Here is a 17,273-nt window from a genome sequence, read left to right as displayed (position 1 = left end):
CATCCGGTGCCATCCGGTGTCTGACACCCGATGGTTCACGTCGCGGGATCGGTCAGCGGGGATGGTTGCGACGGATGTCGCTCAGCGCGCGTCGTTGCTGGCCATCGTCGTCGAAATTCGTGGGCTCCAGCCATGCTTCGTTCGCGGCTCGCAGGACCGGCCACTCGACGTCGAGGATCGAGAACCAGGCCGTGTCGCGGTTCCGGCCCTTGTAGTGCATCGCCTGGCGGAACGTGCCCTCGTAGGTGAACCCCAAGCGGGTCGCCGCTGCGCGCGAGGGAGCGTTCAGGTCGTCGCACTTCCACTCACAGCGTCGATACCCGAGGTCGAACAGATGGGTGATCATCAGGTGGAGCGCTTCGGTCGCGGCGGTCGTTCGCTGGAGTGACGGCGAGAACGAAATCGATCCGATCTCGGCGACGCCGAGTCCCGGTTCGATCCGCATGAAGCACGCGAAACCGACCGGTCGGTCGTCGATGCTGACGACGAGCGGCGCCAGACCGGGCGACGACGCGATCATCGAGATCGTCGCGGCGAACTCATCCGCGTCACCGAAGGGACCGAACGACATGTACGTCCACAGGGAATCAGGGCCGTGAGCGAACGCTTCCCAGAGCGCCGGTGCGTGAACGTCCAGATCGAGTGGATCGAGACGCGTGCATCGCCCGACCAGCGGCGTCGACCCGGGACGTGGTCGCTCCGTCCACTCCCCGATCGGCGCGCCGACCGGTTGTCCGAACTCGTTCGTCGTCATCCCCGCCCGGCCACGGCATCACCGTAGCCACTGTCGAGAAAGCGGGCCTGCGTTCGCGTCACGTCCTCGACGCGTACTCGCTCACCAGTTGGACCCAGTAGCGCGTGCCGATCGCCAGGGCGTCGTCGTTGAAGTCGTAGCTCGGGTTGTGGAGCGATGATCCGCAGTCGCCGTGCTCGCCGTTGCCGATGTCGATGAAACAGCCGGGAATGCGCTCGAGGTAGCGGGCGAAGTCTTCCGACGCGGTGACCAGATCACCGTCGCCGTTCACATTGGCCGCGCCGACCACCGCGGCCGCCGCACCGATCGCGATCGCTGTCTCGTCGGCCGTGTTGACCAGCGGGACGAACTCGTGGGAGTAGTCGACCGTTCCCGTGGCACCGTGCGCCGCACAGATCCCGGAGACGAGGTCGCGCATGCGTTCCTCGATCCGGTGTTGTACCGCGGCCGAGAACGTACGACAGTCACCCCGGATGGTGACCGTCGTCGGCACGATGTTGCGCGCTCCATCGGTGGTGACCTCCGTGACCGACACGACGGCGGTCTCGATGGCGGCAACCGAGCGGGACACGATCGTCTGCAGCGACTGGATGATCTCCGCGCCGATCACGACCGGGTCGATGTGGCGCTCCGGTGTCGAGGCGTGCCCACCGCGGCCGACGATGACGATCTCGAACAGGTCTTCCGAACTCATCATCGGGCCGATCCGGGTGGCGAACGTCCCGACCGGCATCCCGGGTTTGTTGTGCATCCCGAAGATGGCCGCCATGTCGAACCGCTCGAACAACCCGTCGTCGATCATCGCCGCCGCTCCCCGACCGTTCTCCTCGTCGGGCTGGAAGACGAGGTGGACGGTGCCCTCGAACGATCTCGCGTCGGCCAGGTAGCGGGCGGCTCCGAGCAACATCGCCGTGTGGCCGTCGTGACCGCACCCGTGGAAGACGCCGTCGACCTCGGATCGATGATCCCGCGCCCCGACCTCCTGGATCGGGAGCGCATCCATGTCGGCCCGCAGCCCGATCGACGGTCCGGTGCCGTTGCGGAGCACGCCGACGACACCCGACCTTCCGATTCCCGTGTGCACCTCGTCGACACCGAACTCACGCAGGCACGTCGCGACGAACGATGCGGTCTCGTCGACACCGAAGCCGAGTTCCGGTCGGCGGTGGAGATCATGGCGCCAGCCGCGCATGTCGGATACTTCGGCCGCCGTCAGCTCCACCACGACCGGACACTACCCGCGCTCGTCGGCCCGTAATTCGGGGCGCGGGTGGACGACGGTTCCGTACGGTCGGGGCGCCGGCTCTGGTCGAAGCAACGGTCAGATCCGAACTGGGAGGCTTGCCATGGAGACCGATCGCATCACGTCCGGATACGACGCGGAGATCCAGCTCGGGGCGGGCTGGTTCCACCGAGCGATCGAGGTACTGATCGAGAACGACGCCCTCGACACCGGCGGGATCCCGGTCGTCATCCACGCGGTCGCCGTCGTCATCGATCCCGACTGGGATCTCGCGATCGAGGCCGAGGTCGCCGGGTTGTCACTCGTCGTCCGCGTCCGCGCCGACCTGAGCGACGATGCACGCCAACTCACCCTCACGACGGACAGCGCGTTCATCCCGCCCACGGTCGTGCCCTTCGGTGCACTGCAGGGACTCGCCGAGCCGCCCGTGAAGGTCGTCCTCGAAGGCGATTCCGATCACCAGAACGCGGTCGCATTTCTCGCCAACCTCGACATCCACGCCGAACCGCAGTCCGTGGACCCGTTGCCCGACGACGAGGTGTTCGCGCGCGGTGACGTCGGCGCGGCGCAGTCGTTCCTCGCCACCGATCAGGACATCGCGTTCGGCCTCGGTTCCGAGACGATTCAGCGTTTCGCGAACGACATCTGGCACACGACGCTGCGTGCCGACGATGGCTCGCACCCGCTCCCGGACGACGAGAACGAGAAGGGCTCGTGGTCCCGGGTGACCGGGCACACCGCGGCCGATGGCGTGATGCAGTTCGTGCTCGAAGGCGACATCCCGGTCGACTCTCCGCTGATCGACGTCGTTCCCGATCCGCACGTGGAGATCACCCTGACGCTGCGAGCCGCGATCACCGGTGGCGCGCTCACGTTCGAGATCGACACGGCCACCGACGTCGACACCGGGTTGCTCGGCAACTTGTTCGGTGGGCTCGTCGGCGGTGCAGCCGGTGCGATCGTCGGGCTCATCATCGGCGTGTTCACCGGCGGGCTCCTGATCGGATTCCTCGTCGGCGCCGGAGTCGGCTTCGTCGTCGGCGTCATCGCGATCGAGGTCGCCGAGTACGTCGTGGAAGGCATCGTGCAGCGTGAGATCAACGCGAGCATCGACGGCCAGCCCATCCGGGAGGTGCTCTGCTGTGGTGACGGTGTGGTGCAGCTCGCTCGTCCGTCGCCCGCCGACGACCGCTTCAACCTCGCCGTGCTCGACTCGCTCCCCTCGTCCATCTCTGTCCATCGCGCGCATCCGGAGGACGAGCTGCTGTACCGCCAGAACCTGCTCGTCAACGCCGTGTACGACGACCTGACCGTCGACGCCGGTGGATTCGTCGTGGGTGGAGGAACGGCCACGGTCGAGGTGTTCGAACCGGAGGTGGTCACCATCGCCTCGTTCGACTACGCCGCCACCGGCGAGCTCGACGCGATCACGTATCAGCGCGGTGACGGCCAGACGCAAGCCGTGCCGATCGCCGAGGTGTTCGGTCGGATCGCGGATCGGCCGATCGAGCCACCGTTCGCGCTGGTCGACGAGCCGGAGGACGCCGAGCTCCACCTGCCTGCCGGCAAGCTGGCCACGGTCTGTCTGTCACCGACGCGCATTCGTCGGCGTGACACGGTGATTCAGGAGTTCGAATTCGGCAACGGAGCCCGGCTCGGAGTGGCCGACGCGGTCGCCCTCCAGGACGCCGGGGTGATCGTGCTTCCCGGCTACCAGCTGCTGCACCCGAGCAACGCCAATCCCTACTTCCGTGCCTACGCCGACGCGTCGACGGCGAACAATCTGGAGATGCTCCCGACCTTCACCTGATCGTTGACGCGGCGGAGAACCCGAGGCGCTGGCCGTGTCCCGCACGAGTCGCGTCACCGCCGGCACGCGGACGTACGGCGCGTCGACCCGTGCTCGGTCGTCAGTCGGGTGGCCCGAACGGGCGGTCGCCGGCGATGCTGATGCGGTCCATCACCCGGCGCTGCGGGTGATAGTCGCTCGAGGCGTAGTGCTGCGTCGCACGGTTGTCCCAGAACGCGACCGCGCCGGGCGTCCAGCGGAAGCGGACCTGGAACTCGGCGCGGGTCATCTGCCGGTAGAGGATCGCGAGGAGTTCGTCGCTCTCCGCGGCGTCCATCCCGACGACGCGTTGCGTGAAGATCGGGTTGACGAAGATGGTGCGTCGACCGGTCTCGGGGTGGATCCGCACGATCGGGTGCTCGACCGGTGGGAACTCCTCGTGGAGCATCTCGACCGCGTCGTCGGGCATGGTCAGCCCGAACGAGAAGCGCCAGTCGTGGACCGCAGTGCGATTGTCGATGCGTGCCTTGATGTCGTCGGACAGGCCGTCGTATGCGGCGCCGGCGTCGGCCCACAGCGTGTCGCCGCCCACGTCGGGGATCTCGATGGCACGCAGCACCGCTCCGAACGCGGGAGTCTCGTTCCAGGTGATGTCGGTGTGCCACTCGTTCTCGTACCCGCCGGTGATCGCATCCTTGGCCAGCGTGACCACGTCGACATCGGTCTGGCCGGGCTGCACGTACTTGAAGAACGGATGTTGTTCGAGCTCGCCCCAGTGCTCGGCGAAGGCTCGGTGCTGCGCGCGATCGATGTCTTGGTCGCGGAAGAACAGGACCTTCCATTCGAGCAGTGCCTCGTGGAGTTCGATCCAGGTCTCCTCGTCGATGTCGGACCCGAGATCGAGACCTTCGATCTCGGCGCCGATCGTCGGCGTGCACGGCCGGATCGAGAGTCGTCGATAGTCGAACGGCTCGAAGGTGTCGGGGATGCGGGGGAAGACGCGTGGTCCCATGTCGAGAGTGGTGGTCATGAGTGTGCTCCGTTCAGGATGCTGTTGAGATGTGAGCTCGGTCGAGGAGTTCGAGCGTCTGCGCGGACGCTGGTTGGTCGATAATCGCGACGCCCATGTCGATGACGTCACTCAGCACGACGTCGATCGAGAGACCGGGATCGAGGTCGCCATCGCGTTGGATCTCGAAGTCGGCCAGGCGGCTGACGGCGGTGGCGAATGCGCTGTGGACACGACGTCGTCGCAGCACGTCGGGCACGTGGGCACCGTGCTCGACGAGACGAGCGTTGATGCTCCGGAACGTGCGGCCTTCGACGCTGCGCTCGACGATCGTGGCGACGTGAGGATCGGACATGCACCGGTAGAGGAAACGCGCCCAGCAACTGCTCGGGTCGTGGATGCATCGCTCGGCAAACGGCCGGATCAGCGCCTCGACCAAATCGCGGGTGGTGGGGTCCGCCTCGCGATCGATCGCACGGAGCAGTTCGTCGCGGCGTCGGGCGACCTCGGCCATTCGGGTCACCAGAATCTCTTCGACGAGGCCGTCCCAGGTTCCGAAGTGGTACGAGATCGCCCCCTTGTTGCGCTGGCCCGCCGCGACCAGTACCTCACTCGCCGACACTGCAGCCAGACCCCGTTCGGCAACCAGTCGCTCGGCGGCGTCGATCATGCGGCGCTTGGCCTGCTCCGATCTCGTGCTCGTTGCCACACGACCATTTTGAGGATCGTTCCTTAAAAGTCAAGCCCTCGGCTTCGAGACCGGCGCCGTTCGTACCAGTGCCGGGTGCAGGGCAGCCAACATGTTCATGGTGCTGGGACGATCAGGGCCGACCGCCATGGCCACCGCGGCATCAGCTGCGACCGGGAGCCACGCGGCCGAACGGTCGGCTTCGACGCAGACCTCGGGTGGCCCGGGGTCGATCCCCACGAGCACCGCCGAGACGACGTGGCGACCCGCGCCGACCGACACCGAGCTCCACGCTCCGGGGACATCGGGGCCGAACCGCTCATCATGATGGAGAATCGGTCGTCCGTCGCGCTCGACGCGCAGTGACAGGTCGAGCCGGCCCGACACCTCGTCTCGACGTCCCAGCACGGTCTCCTCGAGGACCCGGCAGGTGGCGTCACTGCCGAGCCGGACCAACGTGGTGGTGCGATGACGAGATCGCGCCAGCGAGATGGTCGGCTCCAGCGAGAGGTCGAGATGCGCGGCATCGCCGACTGCACACGTTGTCGTCATCGACGAGGACTCGCCGCCGACACCGGGCCAGACCATGCTGGCTGCAACCGAGCCCACCGAGACCAGCGCGCCCGCGCCGACGTCGACGGTCAGCTCGAGTTCGTCGCCACCCACCGGCGCGGCTGCCGAGGACGCGAGCAGGATCCGTCCATCGCACTGGCGAACGCTGAACGGTGCGGAGCAGCGCTGGTCGATGACCACGTCCCGCTCGCCGCAACGAGCGACGGCGATCGTGGCCGACGCTTTCACTCGCCCGTTCGCCAGTGCTCCAGCGAGTGCCGGATCCAGTCGGCGATCTCACCGGCGCCTTCGGGATCAACCAGCGACGATCGCATCACCGGACGACCGTCTCGCCGAGCGGTGGCATCGCTCAGCATCAGGTCGACGTCGGCAGCCACGTACGGTGCCAGGTCGACCTTGTTGATCACCAGGAGGTCGGCGAGGGCGACCCCGGGACCACCCTTTCGTGGCACGTCATCGCCGCCGGCGGTGTCGATCACGAAGATCTGGACGTCGACGAGACCCTGGCTGAAGATCGCCGTCAGGTTGTCCCCGCCGGATTCGACGAACGTCACGTCGACACGATGGTGGAGCGACTCGACCTGTTCGACCGCATCGAGGTTGGCCGCGATGTCGTCTCGGATCGCGGTGTGCGGACAGCATCCTGTCTCGACCGCGACGATCCGGTCGGCCGGCAGCGCCGCCGCCGAGCGCAGTGCCTGTGCGTCCTCGGAGGTGAAGATGTCGTTGGTGACGACCACGAGCGACAACTCGTCTCGGAGCAGCCGACACAGTGATCCGACCAGCGTCGTCTTGCCGCTGCCGACGGGTCCTCCCACGCCGATCCTCAGTGCGCGGTCGACGCTCGGTGGTCGCGCCGCGGGACGCACGTCGTTCTGGAAGAGGCCGTGGGGGCCGTGGGGTGGGGACATGTTGGAGACTCCGGAGGTTGTCAGGCGACGAACATACGCGCGTCGAGCGAGCCGTGGTGCTCGCCCAGGATTTCGGTCAGGGAACCGCCCCACGCAGGAAGGTCGGCAGGTGCCATGGATGCCCACTCGGTGGCGTCGGAGCGGAAGCCGTCGCAGCGGCGTCCCACCCGCTCCTGCACGACTGCGAGTTCGATCGGATCGAGGCCGAGCAGGCGGACGGCGGCCGAGGTGACGGCAGCGGTGAGGTGGTGGAACGACAGCGCTGTCGCGTCGTTCGCGTCACCGCCGGCGGCTGCGACGGCCGCCCCGAGTGCAATGGGCTGATGAGCGCCACCCGCGACCGCCGACACGGCACCGATCGCTGGAGTCGTCCAGATCCTGGTGACGGCTCGGAGCAGCTGACGACCGAGTCGACGACTCGTGTGGCGAAGGTACGGCGACGGCGTACGCGCCGAGTACTCCTCATCCAGGTTCGCAACGAGGACTGCGAGTGCATCGGCATCGGTCGCACACTGCAGGCGAGCGCACGAGTTGGCCGCGAAGGCGGCGTCGACCCGGCCGGTCGTCGCAATCCGTCCGAGCAGGTATCGCTCGAGCGTCGGTGTGTCGACCACGTCGCCGACGGCGGCGGCCGCCTCGACTCCGGCGGAGTAGGCGTGGCCACCCGCGGGAAAGCGTCCGTCGACGAGCAGGAGCAGCGCAGCATCCATCAGGGATCAGAACAGGAAATAACGCTGCGCCATCGGCAACTCGACGGCCGGCTGCTCGGTGATGAGCTCGCCGTCGATCCGCACGGCGAACGTGTCGGCATCGATGTCGATGTCGGGCATCGCATCGTTCAGCGGCAGGTCCACCTTGCCGACCGAGCGAGTGTCGTCGATCGGCACGAGCGCGCGCCGCACCTCCAACCGGTCGGCGAGGCCGTCGTCGATCGCCGCCTGCGCAACCCACGCGACCGAACGACCCGGTGCCACCGCGGGAGCCGCGGCGAACATCGGCCGGGGCAGTTCCGGCTGCGGCGTCGGGATCGAGGCGTTGGCATCGCCCATCGTCGCCCAGGCGATCATGCCGCCCTTGAGCACGGCGTGAGGCCGCACCCCGAAGAACGCAGGATCCCACAGGACGAGGTCGGCCAGCTTGCCGACCTCGACCGAGCCGACGTCACGCTGGAGACCGTGGGCGATGGCGGGGCAGATCGTGTACTTGGAGACGTACCGACGGGCACGCAGGTTGTCGGCCACCCCGTCTCCTTCGAGAGTGCCTCGACGCGCCTTCATGACGTGCGCCGTCTGCCAGGTCCGCAGCACCACTTCGCCGATGCGACCCATCGCCTGCGAGTCCGAACCGATCATCGAGATCGCGCCGAGGTCGTGGAGGATGTCCTCGGCAGCGATCGTCGACGGCCGGATCCGGCTGTCGGCGAAGGCCAGGTCCTCGGGCACAGCGGGGTTCAGATGGTGGCACACCATCAACATGTCGAGGTGCTCGTCGACGGTGTTCACCGTGTGCGGCCGGGTCGGGTTGGTCGACGACGGCAGGACGTTCGGGTGCGACGCGACGGTCATGATGTCGGGAGCGTGGCCACCCCCGGCGCCCTCGGTGTGGAACGTGTGGATCGATCGCCCCGCGATGGCATCGAGCGTGCTCTCGACGTACCCGGCCTCGTTGAGGGTGTCGGTGTGGATGGCGACCTGCACGCCCGACGCATCGGCGACGCGCAGCGCGGTGTCGATCACCGCCGGCGTGGTGCCCCAGTCCTCGTGGAGTTTGAACCCAGCGGCGCCGGCACGCAACTGCTCCCAGAGCGCCGCTTCGTTGGCGGTGTTGCCTTGGCCGAGCAGGGCGACGTTGACGGGCCAGTGGTCGAGCGCTTCGAGCATGCGCTCGAGGTGCCACGCCCCGGTCACGGTGGTGGCCTTCGTGCCTTCCGCCGGACCTGTTCCGCCTCCGACGATCGTGGTGATTCCGGTGGCGAGTGCTTCGTCGAAGAGCTGTGGGCAGATGAGATGGACGTGGCAATCGATCGCGCCGGCCGTGACGATCCGACCGTTGCCGGACAGGATCTCGGTCGAGGGGCCGATGACCAGCGCCGGGTCGACGCTGTCCATGGTGTCGGGGTTCCCGGCCTTGCCGATCCCGACGATCCGACCGTCACGGACGCCGATGTCGGCCTTCACGACGCCCCAGTGGTCGAGGATGATCGCTCCCGTGATCACGAGGTCAGGAGCCCCGTCGGCGCGCGAACGTGTCGACTGACCCATCGACTCACGAATCACCTTGCCACCGCCGAACACGACCTCGTCGCCGCCGACGCACCGGTCCTCGGTGATCTCGATCCACAGGTCGGTATCGGCCAGACGAACCCGATCGCCGGCGGTCGGCCCGTACAGCGCCCGATAGCGCTCCCGTTCGATGAAGCTCATCGGACCCGTGTCGCTGACGCCGACGTGGCGCCGGGCGATCCATCGAGCGGGCCGCCGACCTGGCGACGCAATCCGGGGATGACTCGATCACCGACGAACGGGACGAGATCGACGAACATCGCGATGCCCGGTTCGAACCGCACCGCGGTTCCGGCCGGGACGTCGAGACGACGACCGTAAGCCTCCTGACGGTCGAAGACGAGCGCCGGGTTGGCCTCGGCGAAGTGGTAGTGCGAACCCACCTGAATGGGTCGGTCGCCGCCGTTCTCGACGCGCAACGTGGTCACGGGTCGACCCGCGTTGATCTCGATCGGATCATCGGGTCCGGCGATCTCGCCAGGAATCATCGGATGCCCCGTACTCGACGCTCCGCCGGCACTGATCGGATCGTGCAGCGTCACGAGCTTGGTTCCGTCGGGGAACGTCGCTTCGACCTGCACCTCGGGCAGCATCTCGGGGACCCCCTCCATCACGTCGTCTCGTGTCAGCACGTGTCGGCCGTCCTCCATCAGATCGTGGACCCGACAGCCGTCGCGCGCCGACTCCAGGACCCACGAGGTGAGCACCGCCACCGCCTCCGGATAGTTCAGGAGCAGTCCGCGGTCTCGCCGGGCGCGGGCGACGGCAGCAGCGGAGTGCAGCAGCAGTCGTTCCTGTTCATGAGGTGACAGTCGCATGCGGGTCAGACTGCCATCGCCTGGCGGACCGCGTCCAGCGAGTGCTCCCCACCCTCACCGGTGCCCGTGACGCGGCCTGACTCGAGCGTGAAGTACCGGTCGGTCGAACGGAGCGCGAACCCGACGTGTTGCTCGACCAACAGCACCGTGAGGTCGCCGCGGGCGGTGAGGTCGACGATGACCTGCTCGATCTCGGCGACCACGTTGGGCTGGATCCCTTCCGTCGGTTCGTCGAGGATCAACAGTCGCGGTTGACCCAGCAAGGTGCGGGCGATCGAGAGTTGCTGGCGTTGACCGCCCGACAGCAGACCGGCGGGTCGACTCAAGAGCCCGGTCAGGGCAGGGAACGTGTCGAGCACCCCGTCGATCTCGGATCGGACGTTGGAAACCAACTGGAGGTTCTCGAGGGTCGTCATCTGCGGGAAGCAGAGTTGGCCCTGCGGGACGTAGCCCAGTCCTTTGCGCACTCTGCGGTTCGGGCGCATCTTGGTGACGTCCTGCCCGTCGAGTCGCACGGTTCCGGACCTCACCGGGATCAACCCGACGGCGACTCGCAACAGCGTGGTCTTGCCGGCACCGTTGTGTCCGAGCACTGCCGCTGCGCCTCCGTTGGGAACCGCGAGATCGACGTCGAACAAGACCATCGATCGGCCGTATCCGGCGGTGACGCCGATCAGTTCGAGCATTGGTTCAGCCATGCGTCGCCGCCTCCGTCGCAGTTCCCAGATAGACCTCTTGGACTCGTTGATCGGCCTGTACGTCCGCCACCGAGCCCTCCGCGAGCACGGTCCCCGTGTGCATCACCGTCACGAAGTCGGCGTAGCGCCGCAGGAACTCCATGTCGTGTTCGATCACCACGATCGTGCGGTCGGCGACGATCCGCTTCAAGAGCTCACCGGTCTCGTCGCGCTCGTCTCCGCTCATTCCTGCGACGGTCTCGTCGAGGAACATCAGTTGCGCGTCCTGCACCAGCAACATGCCGATCTCGAGCCACTGTTTCTGCCCGTGGGCGAGGATGCCGGCAGGTCGGTGCGCGAGCGCCGTCAGACCGATCGTGTCGAGAGCTTGCTCGACCGGTTCGGGAACCGTGCGGCGGGCGCGAAGCGAACGGAGAGCACTCCGGTGCAGTCCCGCGGCGATGTCCAGGTTCTCGAGCACGCTGAGCTGTTCGAACACCGATGCCGTCTGGAACGTCCGTCCGATCCCGAGGCGGACGATTTCGTGCGAGCGCATCGACAGGAGGTCGTGGTGGCGGAACGTGGCCTCTCCGGTCCCGCTCACGAGTCCGGTCAGCGCGTCGACGAGGGTGGTCTTGCCGGCACCGTTCGGGCCGATGAGGAAGTGCAGCCGGCCCTGATGCAGCGTGATGTCGACTCCGTCGACGGCCTTGAAGCCATCGAAATCCACGGTCAGGTTGCGGATCTCGAGATAGTCCTGGCCGAGGAACGAGGCGGTCATGATGTGGCCGCCGGTGCAACTCGGTCGGCGTCGCCGGACTCGACAGCGTCGTCGCCGGTCGAACTCGACCGGGACGGCTCGGACGACGAGGACCACCGTGCTCTGAGCATCGGCCACAGCGAAGCAACGCCCCCCGGAAGCAGCAGCACGACGAGGATGAAGAGCGCGCCCAGGAAGTAGCTCCACTGCGTCGGGAAGTTCTCGGACAGCGTCGATCGGCCGTATCCGACGGCGATCGCTCCGAGCACCGGGCCGAACAGCGAGGCCCGGCCGCCCAGAGCGACGCCGGCGAGCAAGAAGATCGACGCCGAGGCGTCCACATCGAGCGGCGAGATGATGCCGGCGATGGGGACGAACAAGGCACCGCCGATGCTCGCCATGACCGCCGCCACCATGAAGGCGACCAACTTGACGTTGGCGGGGTCGTAACCGAGGAAGCGGATGCGCTCCTCGCCGTCTCGGGTCGCGAGGAGGAGTTCGCCGTATCGACTCCGGTACAGCTGCCAGAGAATCACGAGGAACACGATCACGAGTCCCGCGGCGAGTCGGTAGACGTTCTTCTGAACTTGCGGGTCGAACAGGTTGTGCCCGAAGAACGTCGAGAACGAGTTGAGTCCGTTGAATCCGCCGGTCTGCGTGATCGTCGCCACCAGCAGTGTCGAGAACGCGACCGCCATGGCCTGCGTGAGGATCGCGAAGTACGCGCCCTTCACCCGTCGCTTCAAGATCGCGTAGCCGAGCACGAACGACACGACCGCGGGCATCGCGATGATCGCGAAAACGGTGAACGGCCCGCTGCGAAACGGTTCCCACCAGCCCGGCATGGTGCCGTCGCCGTACAGCGTCATGAAGTCGGGCACACCGCCGGGACCGGCGGCCTCGAGCTTCATGTGCATCGCCATCGCATAGCCGCCGATGCCGAAGAACACCCCCTGGCCCAACACGAGCATGCCGCCACGACCCCAGGCCAGTCCGATGCCCATGGAGGCGAGTGCCATCGCGCAGTACCGCCCGAGGTTTCCGAGGCGGAACGAAGTCAGTGTGCTGGGAGCCCACACGAGGAGCACGAACGCCAGGATGGCGATCCCGACCAGTGACCCGTAGCTGCTCATCCGCCGAGCCAGCGACGGCGTGAGCGACTTCGACGGCTGCTCGTCGGAGGTTTCCGGTTCTGCTGCGTCCGGCGGCCCGCTTGTTTCGGTCGCAGTGCTCGTCACGCCAACGACCTCGTCCGGACGGTGAAGAGGCCCTGTGGCCTGATCACGAGGAAGATCACCACGAGGGCGAAGATGATGACCTGTGCCGTGCTCCCGCTGGTGCGGTCGGTCAGGAAGGCGGTCGCCACGCCGACGACCCATGCAGCGATCACCGTCCCCTTGAGCTGCCCGACACCTCCGACGACGACGACGAGAAACGCCGGGATGATGTACGCCGTGCCGAGGGTCGGGTTCGTGCCCGAGATGAGCGCGATGGCGACTCCGCCGAGCCCGGCCAGACCGGAACCGAGGAAGAAGGTGAGGCGGTCGACGTTCCGAGTCGAGACGCCGAGCGTTTCGGCGAGTTGTCGGTTCTGGACGGTCGCTCGGATCTGTCGGCCGAAGCTGCTGTACTTGAGGAGGGCGCTGAGTGCGCCGAGCGCGGTCAACGCGAGGACGATGGTGAAGAGCTGGCGATGCGGCCACTCGTACCCGAACACCGAGAGGCGCCCGCCGAGCCAACTCGGCGCGGTCACCGGGTCACCTTGTGCGCCGAAGATGTCCTGGGCCAGTTGCTGGAGTACGAGCGCCACACCGACAGTTGCCAGCAGTGTGTCCAGGGGTCTCTCGTACATCCATTGGATCACGGTGACCTCGAGGAGCAGCCCGAGGAGGCCGGCGATGATGAACGCCACGGGGAGTGCGATGAGGATCGACAGACCCGACGTGCCCAACACCTGCTGCGTGAGGTAGGCCATGTACGCGCCCACCATGAGGAACTCGCCGTTCGCCATGTTGATCACGCCCATCTGACCGAAGGTGAGGGTGAGGCCGAGGGCGGCCATCAGCAAGATCGCGCCGTTCGCCGTTCCGGTCAGGAAGGGGGTGGTGAGAAGGTCCATCGATGCCGCTTTCGAGTCGTCGTTCCGAGCTGGGGGTCTGGCCGTGGGTGCCGTACCGAAGCACGGCACCCACGGTCACGTCGTTCAACGAGTCGGGATCACTCCTCGCTCGAGTCCCACCAGCTGTATCCCTCGAGGAACGGGTCGGGCTCGATCGGGGCGTCGGAGCTCCAGACGATGTCGAACTGGTTCTCCGCGTTGATCTGGCCGATCAGACCGGTCTTGGCGATGTGATGGTTCTCACCGTCGACGGTCACCAGTCCTTCCGGTGCCTCGAAGGTGACTCCGTCGGACGCTGCGTTCACGGCATCGACGCAGAACGACTCCGCCTTCTCGACCATGTTCTTGTAGAGGTAGAGCGACGTGTACGCCGCTTCCATCGGATCCGAGGTCGGCCGATCTCCGTACTCGTCCTGGAACGCTGCGATGAACGCTTCGTTCTCGGGGCTCTCGACGCTCTGGAAGTAGTTCCACGAGGCGTACTGACCGGTGAGGTCGACACCCATCGACGGTGCCTCCTCTTCGGCGATCGACACCGAGATGATCGGCGAGTTGTCGGCACCGAGGCCGGCTTCGTCGTAGGCCTTGATGAAGCCCACGTTGGACGAACCGTTGATGGTGTTGAACACGAAGTCGGGCTGGGCGTCGGCGATCTTGGCGACCTGCGTCGTCCAGTCGTCGCTGTCGAGTGGCACGTATTCCTCGCCGACGATCTCGATGCCGAGTTCCTCGGCGTACTGCTTGATGATCTTGTTCGCGGTGCGCGGGAACACGTAGTCGGATCCTGCGAGGAACAACGTCTCGACTCCCTCCGATGCCAGGAAGTCCATCGCCGGAATGATCTGCTGATTGGTGGTGGCACCGGTGTAGTAGATGTTCGGCGACGCCTCGAGGCCCTCGTACTGCACCGGGTAGAACAGCAGGCCGTTCGCCCCCTCGACCACGGGCAGCATGGCCTTGCGCGAGGCCGAGGTCCATCCGCCGAACACGGCAGCAACGTTGTCGTCGGTGAGCAGTTTGTTGATCTTCTCGGCGAAGATCGTCGGCTCGCTCTGGCCGTCCTCCTCGATGAACTCGATCTGCTTGCCCATGATCCCGCCGTCGGCGTTGATCTCTGCGGCAGCGAGCATCAGCGAGTCGCGCACGGTTTGTTCACTGATGGCCATGACGCCCGAGGTCGAGTTCAAGAAGCCGAGCTGGACGTTGTCACCTTCGACGCAGATGTCGCCGGATGCCGCCTCGGTCCCGTCCGACGCTGCGGTGCCGTCGGTCGCTTCGGTGCTGTCGGGGGCGTCGCTCGTGCTGGAATCGCTCGCGCTGGAATCACTGTCGCCGTCGCTGCCGCAGGCGCTCGCCACCAAGGCGAACGAGGCGACCAGAGGCACGGCAAATCGAAGAGGATCTCGGTAACGCATGGGGCTCCTTTGGGGGGTTGTTCACGATGCCCACCGCTCGAACGAAGCGTCCTCCCGGTGAACGTTCGAGAAAGTACAAGTGACAGATTTCCGGGGTATGTCCGAACCGTGAAGGCAGCACGCTGCCTGTCGAGGACGTGGGCGACCAGGTGGGAGCGACAAGCCGAGCAGCTCGATCCATGTCCGGCGCCACCCGTCTCTCGGGCTCGAGGGCGATGTGGAGGGGAGGAAGGTAACGAACCGACGGTCGTCCGGTAGGGGATGTACGAGACCCGAGCGGTCCGTCAGTTCCTCATGGACACGGCCGGGTACCGGCGCGACCGGATCGGGAGCCTTCCGTACTGGCGTCGGGGCAGCGACGGCACGACGTTGGACGAAGCCCGAGCAACAACGGTCATGACCGCCATCGATTCCGGCATCGACCCGGAGACGCTCGATCCCTTCGAGCTCGAGGACGCTCAGTCGGCGAACGACTGAGCGGCGGCAACGTGACCCGGGTTCGGACGGGTTCGGCTTGCTCGCCGGTGACCCTTCGTCGACGCGTTCACGCGTCCGTGAGGCGTTGCACGAACCCCCATGCATGGCCTTCGGGGTCCTCGACGGTGATCTCGCGGACGCTGTGGTCGCGGGTTCGTGATGCTTCGAGTCCGACGCCCGCTGCGACGAGTTGTTCGTAGACGCTGTCGACGTCATCGACGAGGAAGCCGGTCCACGATCCCAAGCCGCCGGTTCGGTCCTTCCAGTCGGGTACCGGCCCGTCGAGCCAGACCTCGCTGTCGCCCACGATCAGTTCCACATTGCGGACGACGCCGTTCTCGTCCGGCCATCGCTCGCGCTCGACGAATCCCAAGACGCTCACACACCAGTCGGCAACCGCTCCAGCGTCGGCACAGAACACGTACGGGATGATTCCTCGAGCTCGGATGTCAGGCACGTTGCCTCCTCACGATCATGCGCGCTCCCCCTGGCACTGCGGGTTCGACACTAGTGGGGACCGTGATGCCATCGACCGGGACGAGCTTGCCCGGTCACGCAGAGCTACGTTCTCCCCTGTGCACGTGGAACTCGCCGAGATCACTGCCGACAACGTGGGCGACGTGTACGACCTCGTCGTCGCCCCGGGTCAGGACGAGTTCGTCGCGTCGAATCCGTGGTCGCTCGCTCAGGCGTACGCGGAGCGTCACATTGCATGGCCGCAAGCTGTCGTGGTCGACAGCACGGTCGTTGGGTTCATCATGCTGCAATTCGACCCGGACGACGATGACGGCCGGCCCTACCAACTCTGGCGGCTGATGATCGGCGCAGATCATCAGGGAAAGGGGTACGGGCGCGCGGCGTTGATGCTCGCTGCGGAGGAGTGTCGCCGACGTGGTGCGACGGAGTTGTTCACCTCATGGGTTCTCGGTGACGGCGGGCCGGAAGGGTTCTACATCGGACTCGGTTTCGTGCCGACCGGCGACTGGGACGAAGACGAGAAGGTGGCGCGGCTCACCTTGTGATGATCGGGGTCGCATCCGTTCGCAGGTCCGAGCAGAGCGGCACTTCTTCCGAACGACCGCCGTGCACGACGCACCGGTCGACAATCGCAACCCGGCCTCGCTCGTGCTGTGTGGCGAACCGGAAGAAAGGGAACCGTCAACCAGCGGACGGATGGTCGGCTCCAGAATGGCACGTTCTGCAAGAAGTCGCGTGAGGGCGACGGGCCTGCGTCAGCGTCCCCGACCGCTCCGCTTCCTGCGCCGGCTCCGTTGCCAGCACTCGACCAGCAACAACGCGCCCATGGAGGACACGACCCCGCCGAGGAGACGGGACGCGACGGCGGGTGCGAGCAGTGCGGAGACGCCCATCACGAGGAAGAAGACGCCAGAGCTTCCCAATACCGCTGGCACCATCCAGGGTGGGGGCGTCTTCGCCAGGTTGGCAATCCCGACGAAAAGGATCAGCGCGGCGATCGCGAGCATGGCCGGCCACTCCCACAGACTCTCCGAGTTCCCCAGGATGGCTCGACCGACCATCCCCACCACCAGCAGCGCCGCGACGAAGACGAACGCCCAGCCGACGACCAGTTCGCCGAATCGACCGTTCGGGCCCCACATGCGCCTGACAGTGTGCCGTGCGGCATCGCTGAACCCGATGGCAACTTTGATGCGACCCACTTGTCTCAACTCGTGCGAAGTACATGTCCGGACGCGTGAACGCCGCTTCGCCCCTTCACTTCGGCCGAGGTTGATATGG

19 protein-coding genes are annotated in these 17,273 nt (G+C 66.5%); 3 read left to right on the top strand and 16 right to left on the bottom strand.

From position 1 onward, the window contains the following. Positions 1-52: 52 nt before the first annotated feature. A complete protein-coding gene (locus ON45_RS00950) occupies positions 53-754 on the bottom strand; it encodes a GNAT family N-acetyltransferase (RefSeq protein WP_040491127.1) in 702 nt (233 codons plus the stop codon). A gap of 58 nt (positions 755-812) precedes the next feature. Continuing rightward, positions 813-1,979 carry a M20 aminoacylase family protein gene (locus tag ON45_RS00945; protein ID WP_040491125.1) on the bottom strand — a complete coding sequence of 389 codons (1,167 nt, stop codon included), beginning with the start codon at positions 1,977-1,979 and terminating at the stop codon, positions 813-815. A gap of 121 nt (positions 1,980-2,100) precedes the next feature. Between ON45_RS00945 and ON45_RS00940 the strand changes: the two genes are divergently transcribed. Continuing rightward, on the top strand, positions 2,101-3,807 hold the full coding sequence (locus ON45_RS00940; protein ID WP_040491124.1) for a DUF3892 domain-containing protein: 1,707 nt from the start codon (positions 2,101-2,103) through the stop codon (positions 3,805-3,807). Between the two features lie 100 nt (positions 3,808-3,907). Here the strand turns inward: ON45_RS00940 and ON45_RS00935 are convergent, their stop codons facing one another. The 12 genes from ON45_RS00935 to urtA all read right to left on the bottom strand — a co-directional run bounded on the left by ON45_RS00935 (position 3,908) and on the right by urtA (position 15,038). Next, positions 3,908-4,816, bottom strand: coding sequence for a TauD/TfdA dioxygenase family protein (locus ON45_RS00935; protein WP_040491122.1), 909 nt, complete (start codon positions 4,814-4,816; stop codon positions 3,908-3,910). Positions 4,817-4,829: 13 nt separating this feature from the next. Next, on the bottom strand, positions 4,830-5,504 hold the full coding sequence (locus tag ON45_RS20810; RefSeq protein ID WP_051062208.1) for a TetR/AcrR family transcriptional regulator: 675 nt from the start codon (positions 5,502-5,504) through the stop codon (positions 4,830-4,832). Positions 5,505-5,534: 30 nt separating this feature from the next. Next, complete coding sequence (locus ON45_RS20805) at positions 5,535-6,284, bottom strand: urease accessory protein UreD (protein WP_051062207.1); 750 nt, start codon at positions 6,282-6,284, stop codon at positions 5,535-5,537. Continuing rightward, positions 6,281-6,967 (bottom strand): urease accessory protein UreG, encoded by a 687-nt coding sequence (gene ureG / locus ON45_RS00920; RefSeq protein ID WP_051062206.1) that lies wholly within the window; start codon positions 6,965-6,967, stop codon positions 6,281-6,283. The genes ON45_RS20805 and ureG overlap by 4 nt, the downstream gene beginning before the upstream one ends. A 20-nt stretch (positions 6,968-6,987) precedes the next feature. Next, entirely contained in the window at positions 6,988-7,677 is a 690-nt protein-coding gene (locus ON45_RS00915; RefSeq protein ID WP_040491120.1) for an urease accessory protein UreF, read from the bottom strand. A gap of 6 nt (positions 7,678-7,683) precedes the next feature. Next, a complete protein-coding gene (locus ON45_RS00910) occupies positions 7,684-9,390 on the bottom strand; it encodes an urease subunit alpha (protein ID WP_040491118.1) in 1,707 nt (568 codons plus the stop codon). Further along, entirely contained in the window at positions 9,387-10,067 is a 681-nt protein-coding gene (locus ON45_RS00905; protein WP_040491117.1) for an urease subunit gamma, read from the bottom strand. Before ON45_RS00905 ends, ON45_RS00910 begins: the two co-directional genes overlap by 4 nt. A 5-nt stretch (positions 10,068-10,072) precedes the next feature. After that, positions 10,073-10,753: an ATP-binding cassette domain-containing protein gene (locus ON45_RS00900; RefSeq protein ID WP_040491116.1), complete on the bottom strand. Its 681-nt coding sequence runs from the start codon at positions 10,751-10,753 to the stop codon at positions 10,073-10,075. A gap of 4 nt (positions 10,754-10,757) precedes the next feature. After that, complete coding sequence (gene urtD, locus ON45_RS00895; protein WP_040491115.1) at positions 10,758-11,525, bottom strand: urea ABC transporter ATP-binding protein UrtD; 768 nt, start codon at positions 11,523-11,525, stop codon at positions 10,758-10,760. Then, positions 11,522-12,637, bottom strand: a complete 1,116-nt coding sequence (gene urtC / locus ON45_RS00890; RefSeq protein ID WP_051062210.1) for an urea ABC transporter permease subunit UrtC — start codon at positions 12,635-12,637, stop codon at positions 11,522-11,524. Before urtC ends, urtD begins: the two co-directional genes overlap by 4 nt. A gap of 101 nt (positions 12,638-12,738) precedes the next feature. Next, the gene (urtB, locus tag ON45_RS00885; protein ID WP_040491114.1) at positions 12,739-13,623 is read right to left on the bottom strand and encodes an urea ABC transporter permease subunit UrtB; all 885 of its coding nucleotides are present in this window, start codon (positions 13,621-13,623) and stop codon (positions 12,739-12,741) included. A 98-nt stretch (positions 13,624-13,721) separates the two neighbouring features. After that, on the bottom strand, positions 13,722-15,038 hold the full coding sequence (urtA, locus tag ON45_RS00880; RefSeq protein ID WP_051062204.1) for an urea ABC transporter substrate-binding protein: 1,317 nt from the start codon (positions 15,036-15,038) through the stop codon (positions 13,722-13,724). 261 nt (positions 15,039-15,299) lie between these two features. On the opposite strand from urtA, the gene ON45_RS00875 reads away from it, so the two are divergent. Continuing rightward, on the top strand, positions 15,300-15,515 hold the full coding sequence (locus tag ON45_RS00875) for a hypothetical protein (RefSeq protein WP_040491112.1): 216 nt from the start codon (positions 15,300-15,302) through the stop codon (positions 15,513-15,515). A 67-nt stretch (positions 15,516-15,582) separates the two neighbouring features. On the opposite strand, the gene ON45_RS00870 is transcribed toward ON45_RS00875, so the two are convergent. Next, positions 15,583-15,972 carry a VOC family protein gene (locus ON45_RS00870; RefSeq protein WP_040491111.1) on the bottom strand — a complete coding sequence of 130 codons (390 nt, stop codon included), beginning with the start codon at positions 15,970-15,972 and terminating at the stop codon, positions 15,583-15,585. 118 nt (positions 15,973-16,090) lie between these two features. On the opposite strand from ON45_RS00870, the gene ON45_RS00865 reads away from it, so the two are divergent. Continuing rightward, a complete protein-coding gene (locus tag ON45_RS00865) occupies positions 16,091-16,537 on the top strand; it encodes a GNAT family N-acetyltransferase (RefSeq protein WP_040491110.1) in 447 nt (148 codons plus the stop codon). A gap of 210 nt (positions 16,538-16,747) precedes the next feature. Here the strand turns inward: ON45_RS00865 and ON45_RS00860 are convergent, their stop codons facing one another. Continuing rightward, a complete protein-coding gene (locus ON45_RS00860) occupies positions 16,748-17,134 on the bottom strand; it encodes a hypothetical protein (RefSeq protein WP_040491109.1) in 387 nt (128 codons plus the stop codon). Between the last annotated feature and the right edge of the window lie 139 nt (positions 17,135-17,273).

This window comes from Ilumatobacter nonamiensis YM16-303, from assembly GCF_000350145.1.
GTDB lineage: Bacteria > Actinomycetota > Acidimicrobiia > Acidimicrobiales > Ilumatobacteraceae > Ilumatobacter_A > Ilumatobacter_A nonamiensis.
This window is presented reverse-complemented; position numbering and strand designations above follow the sequence as displayed.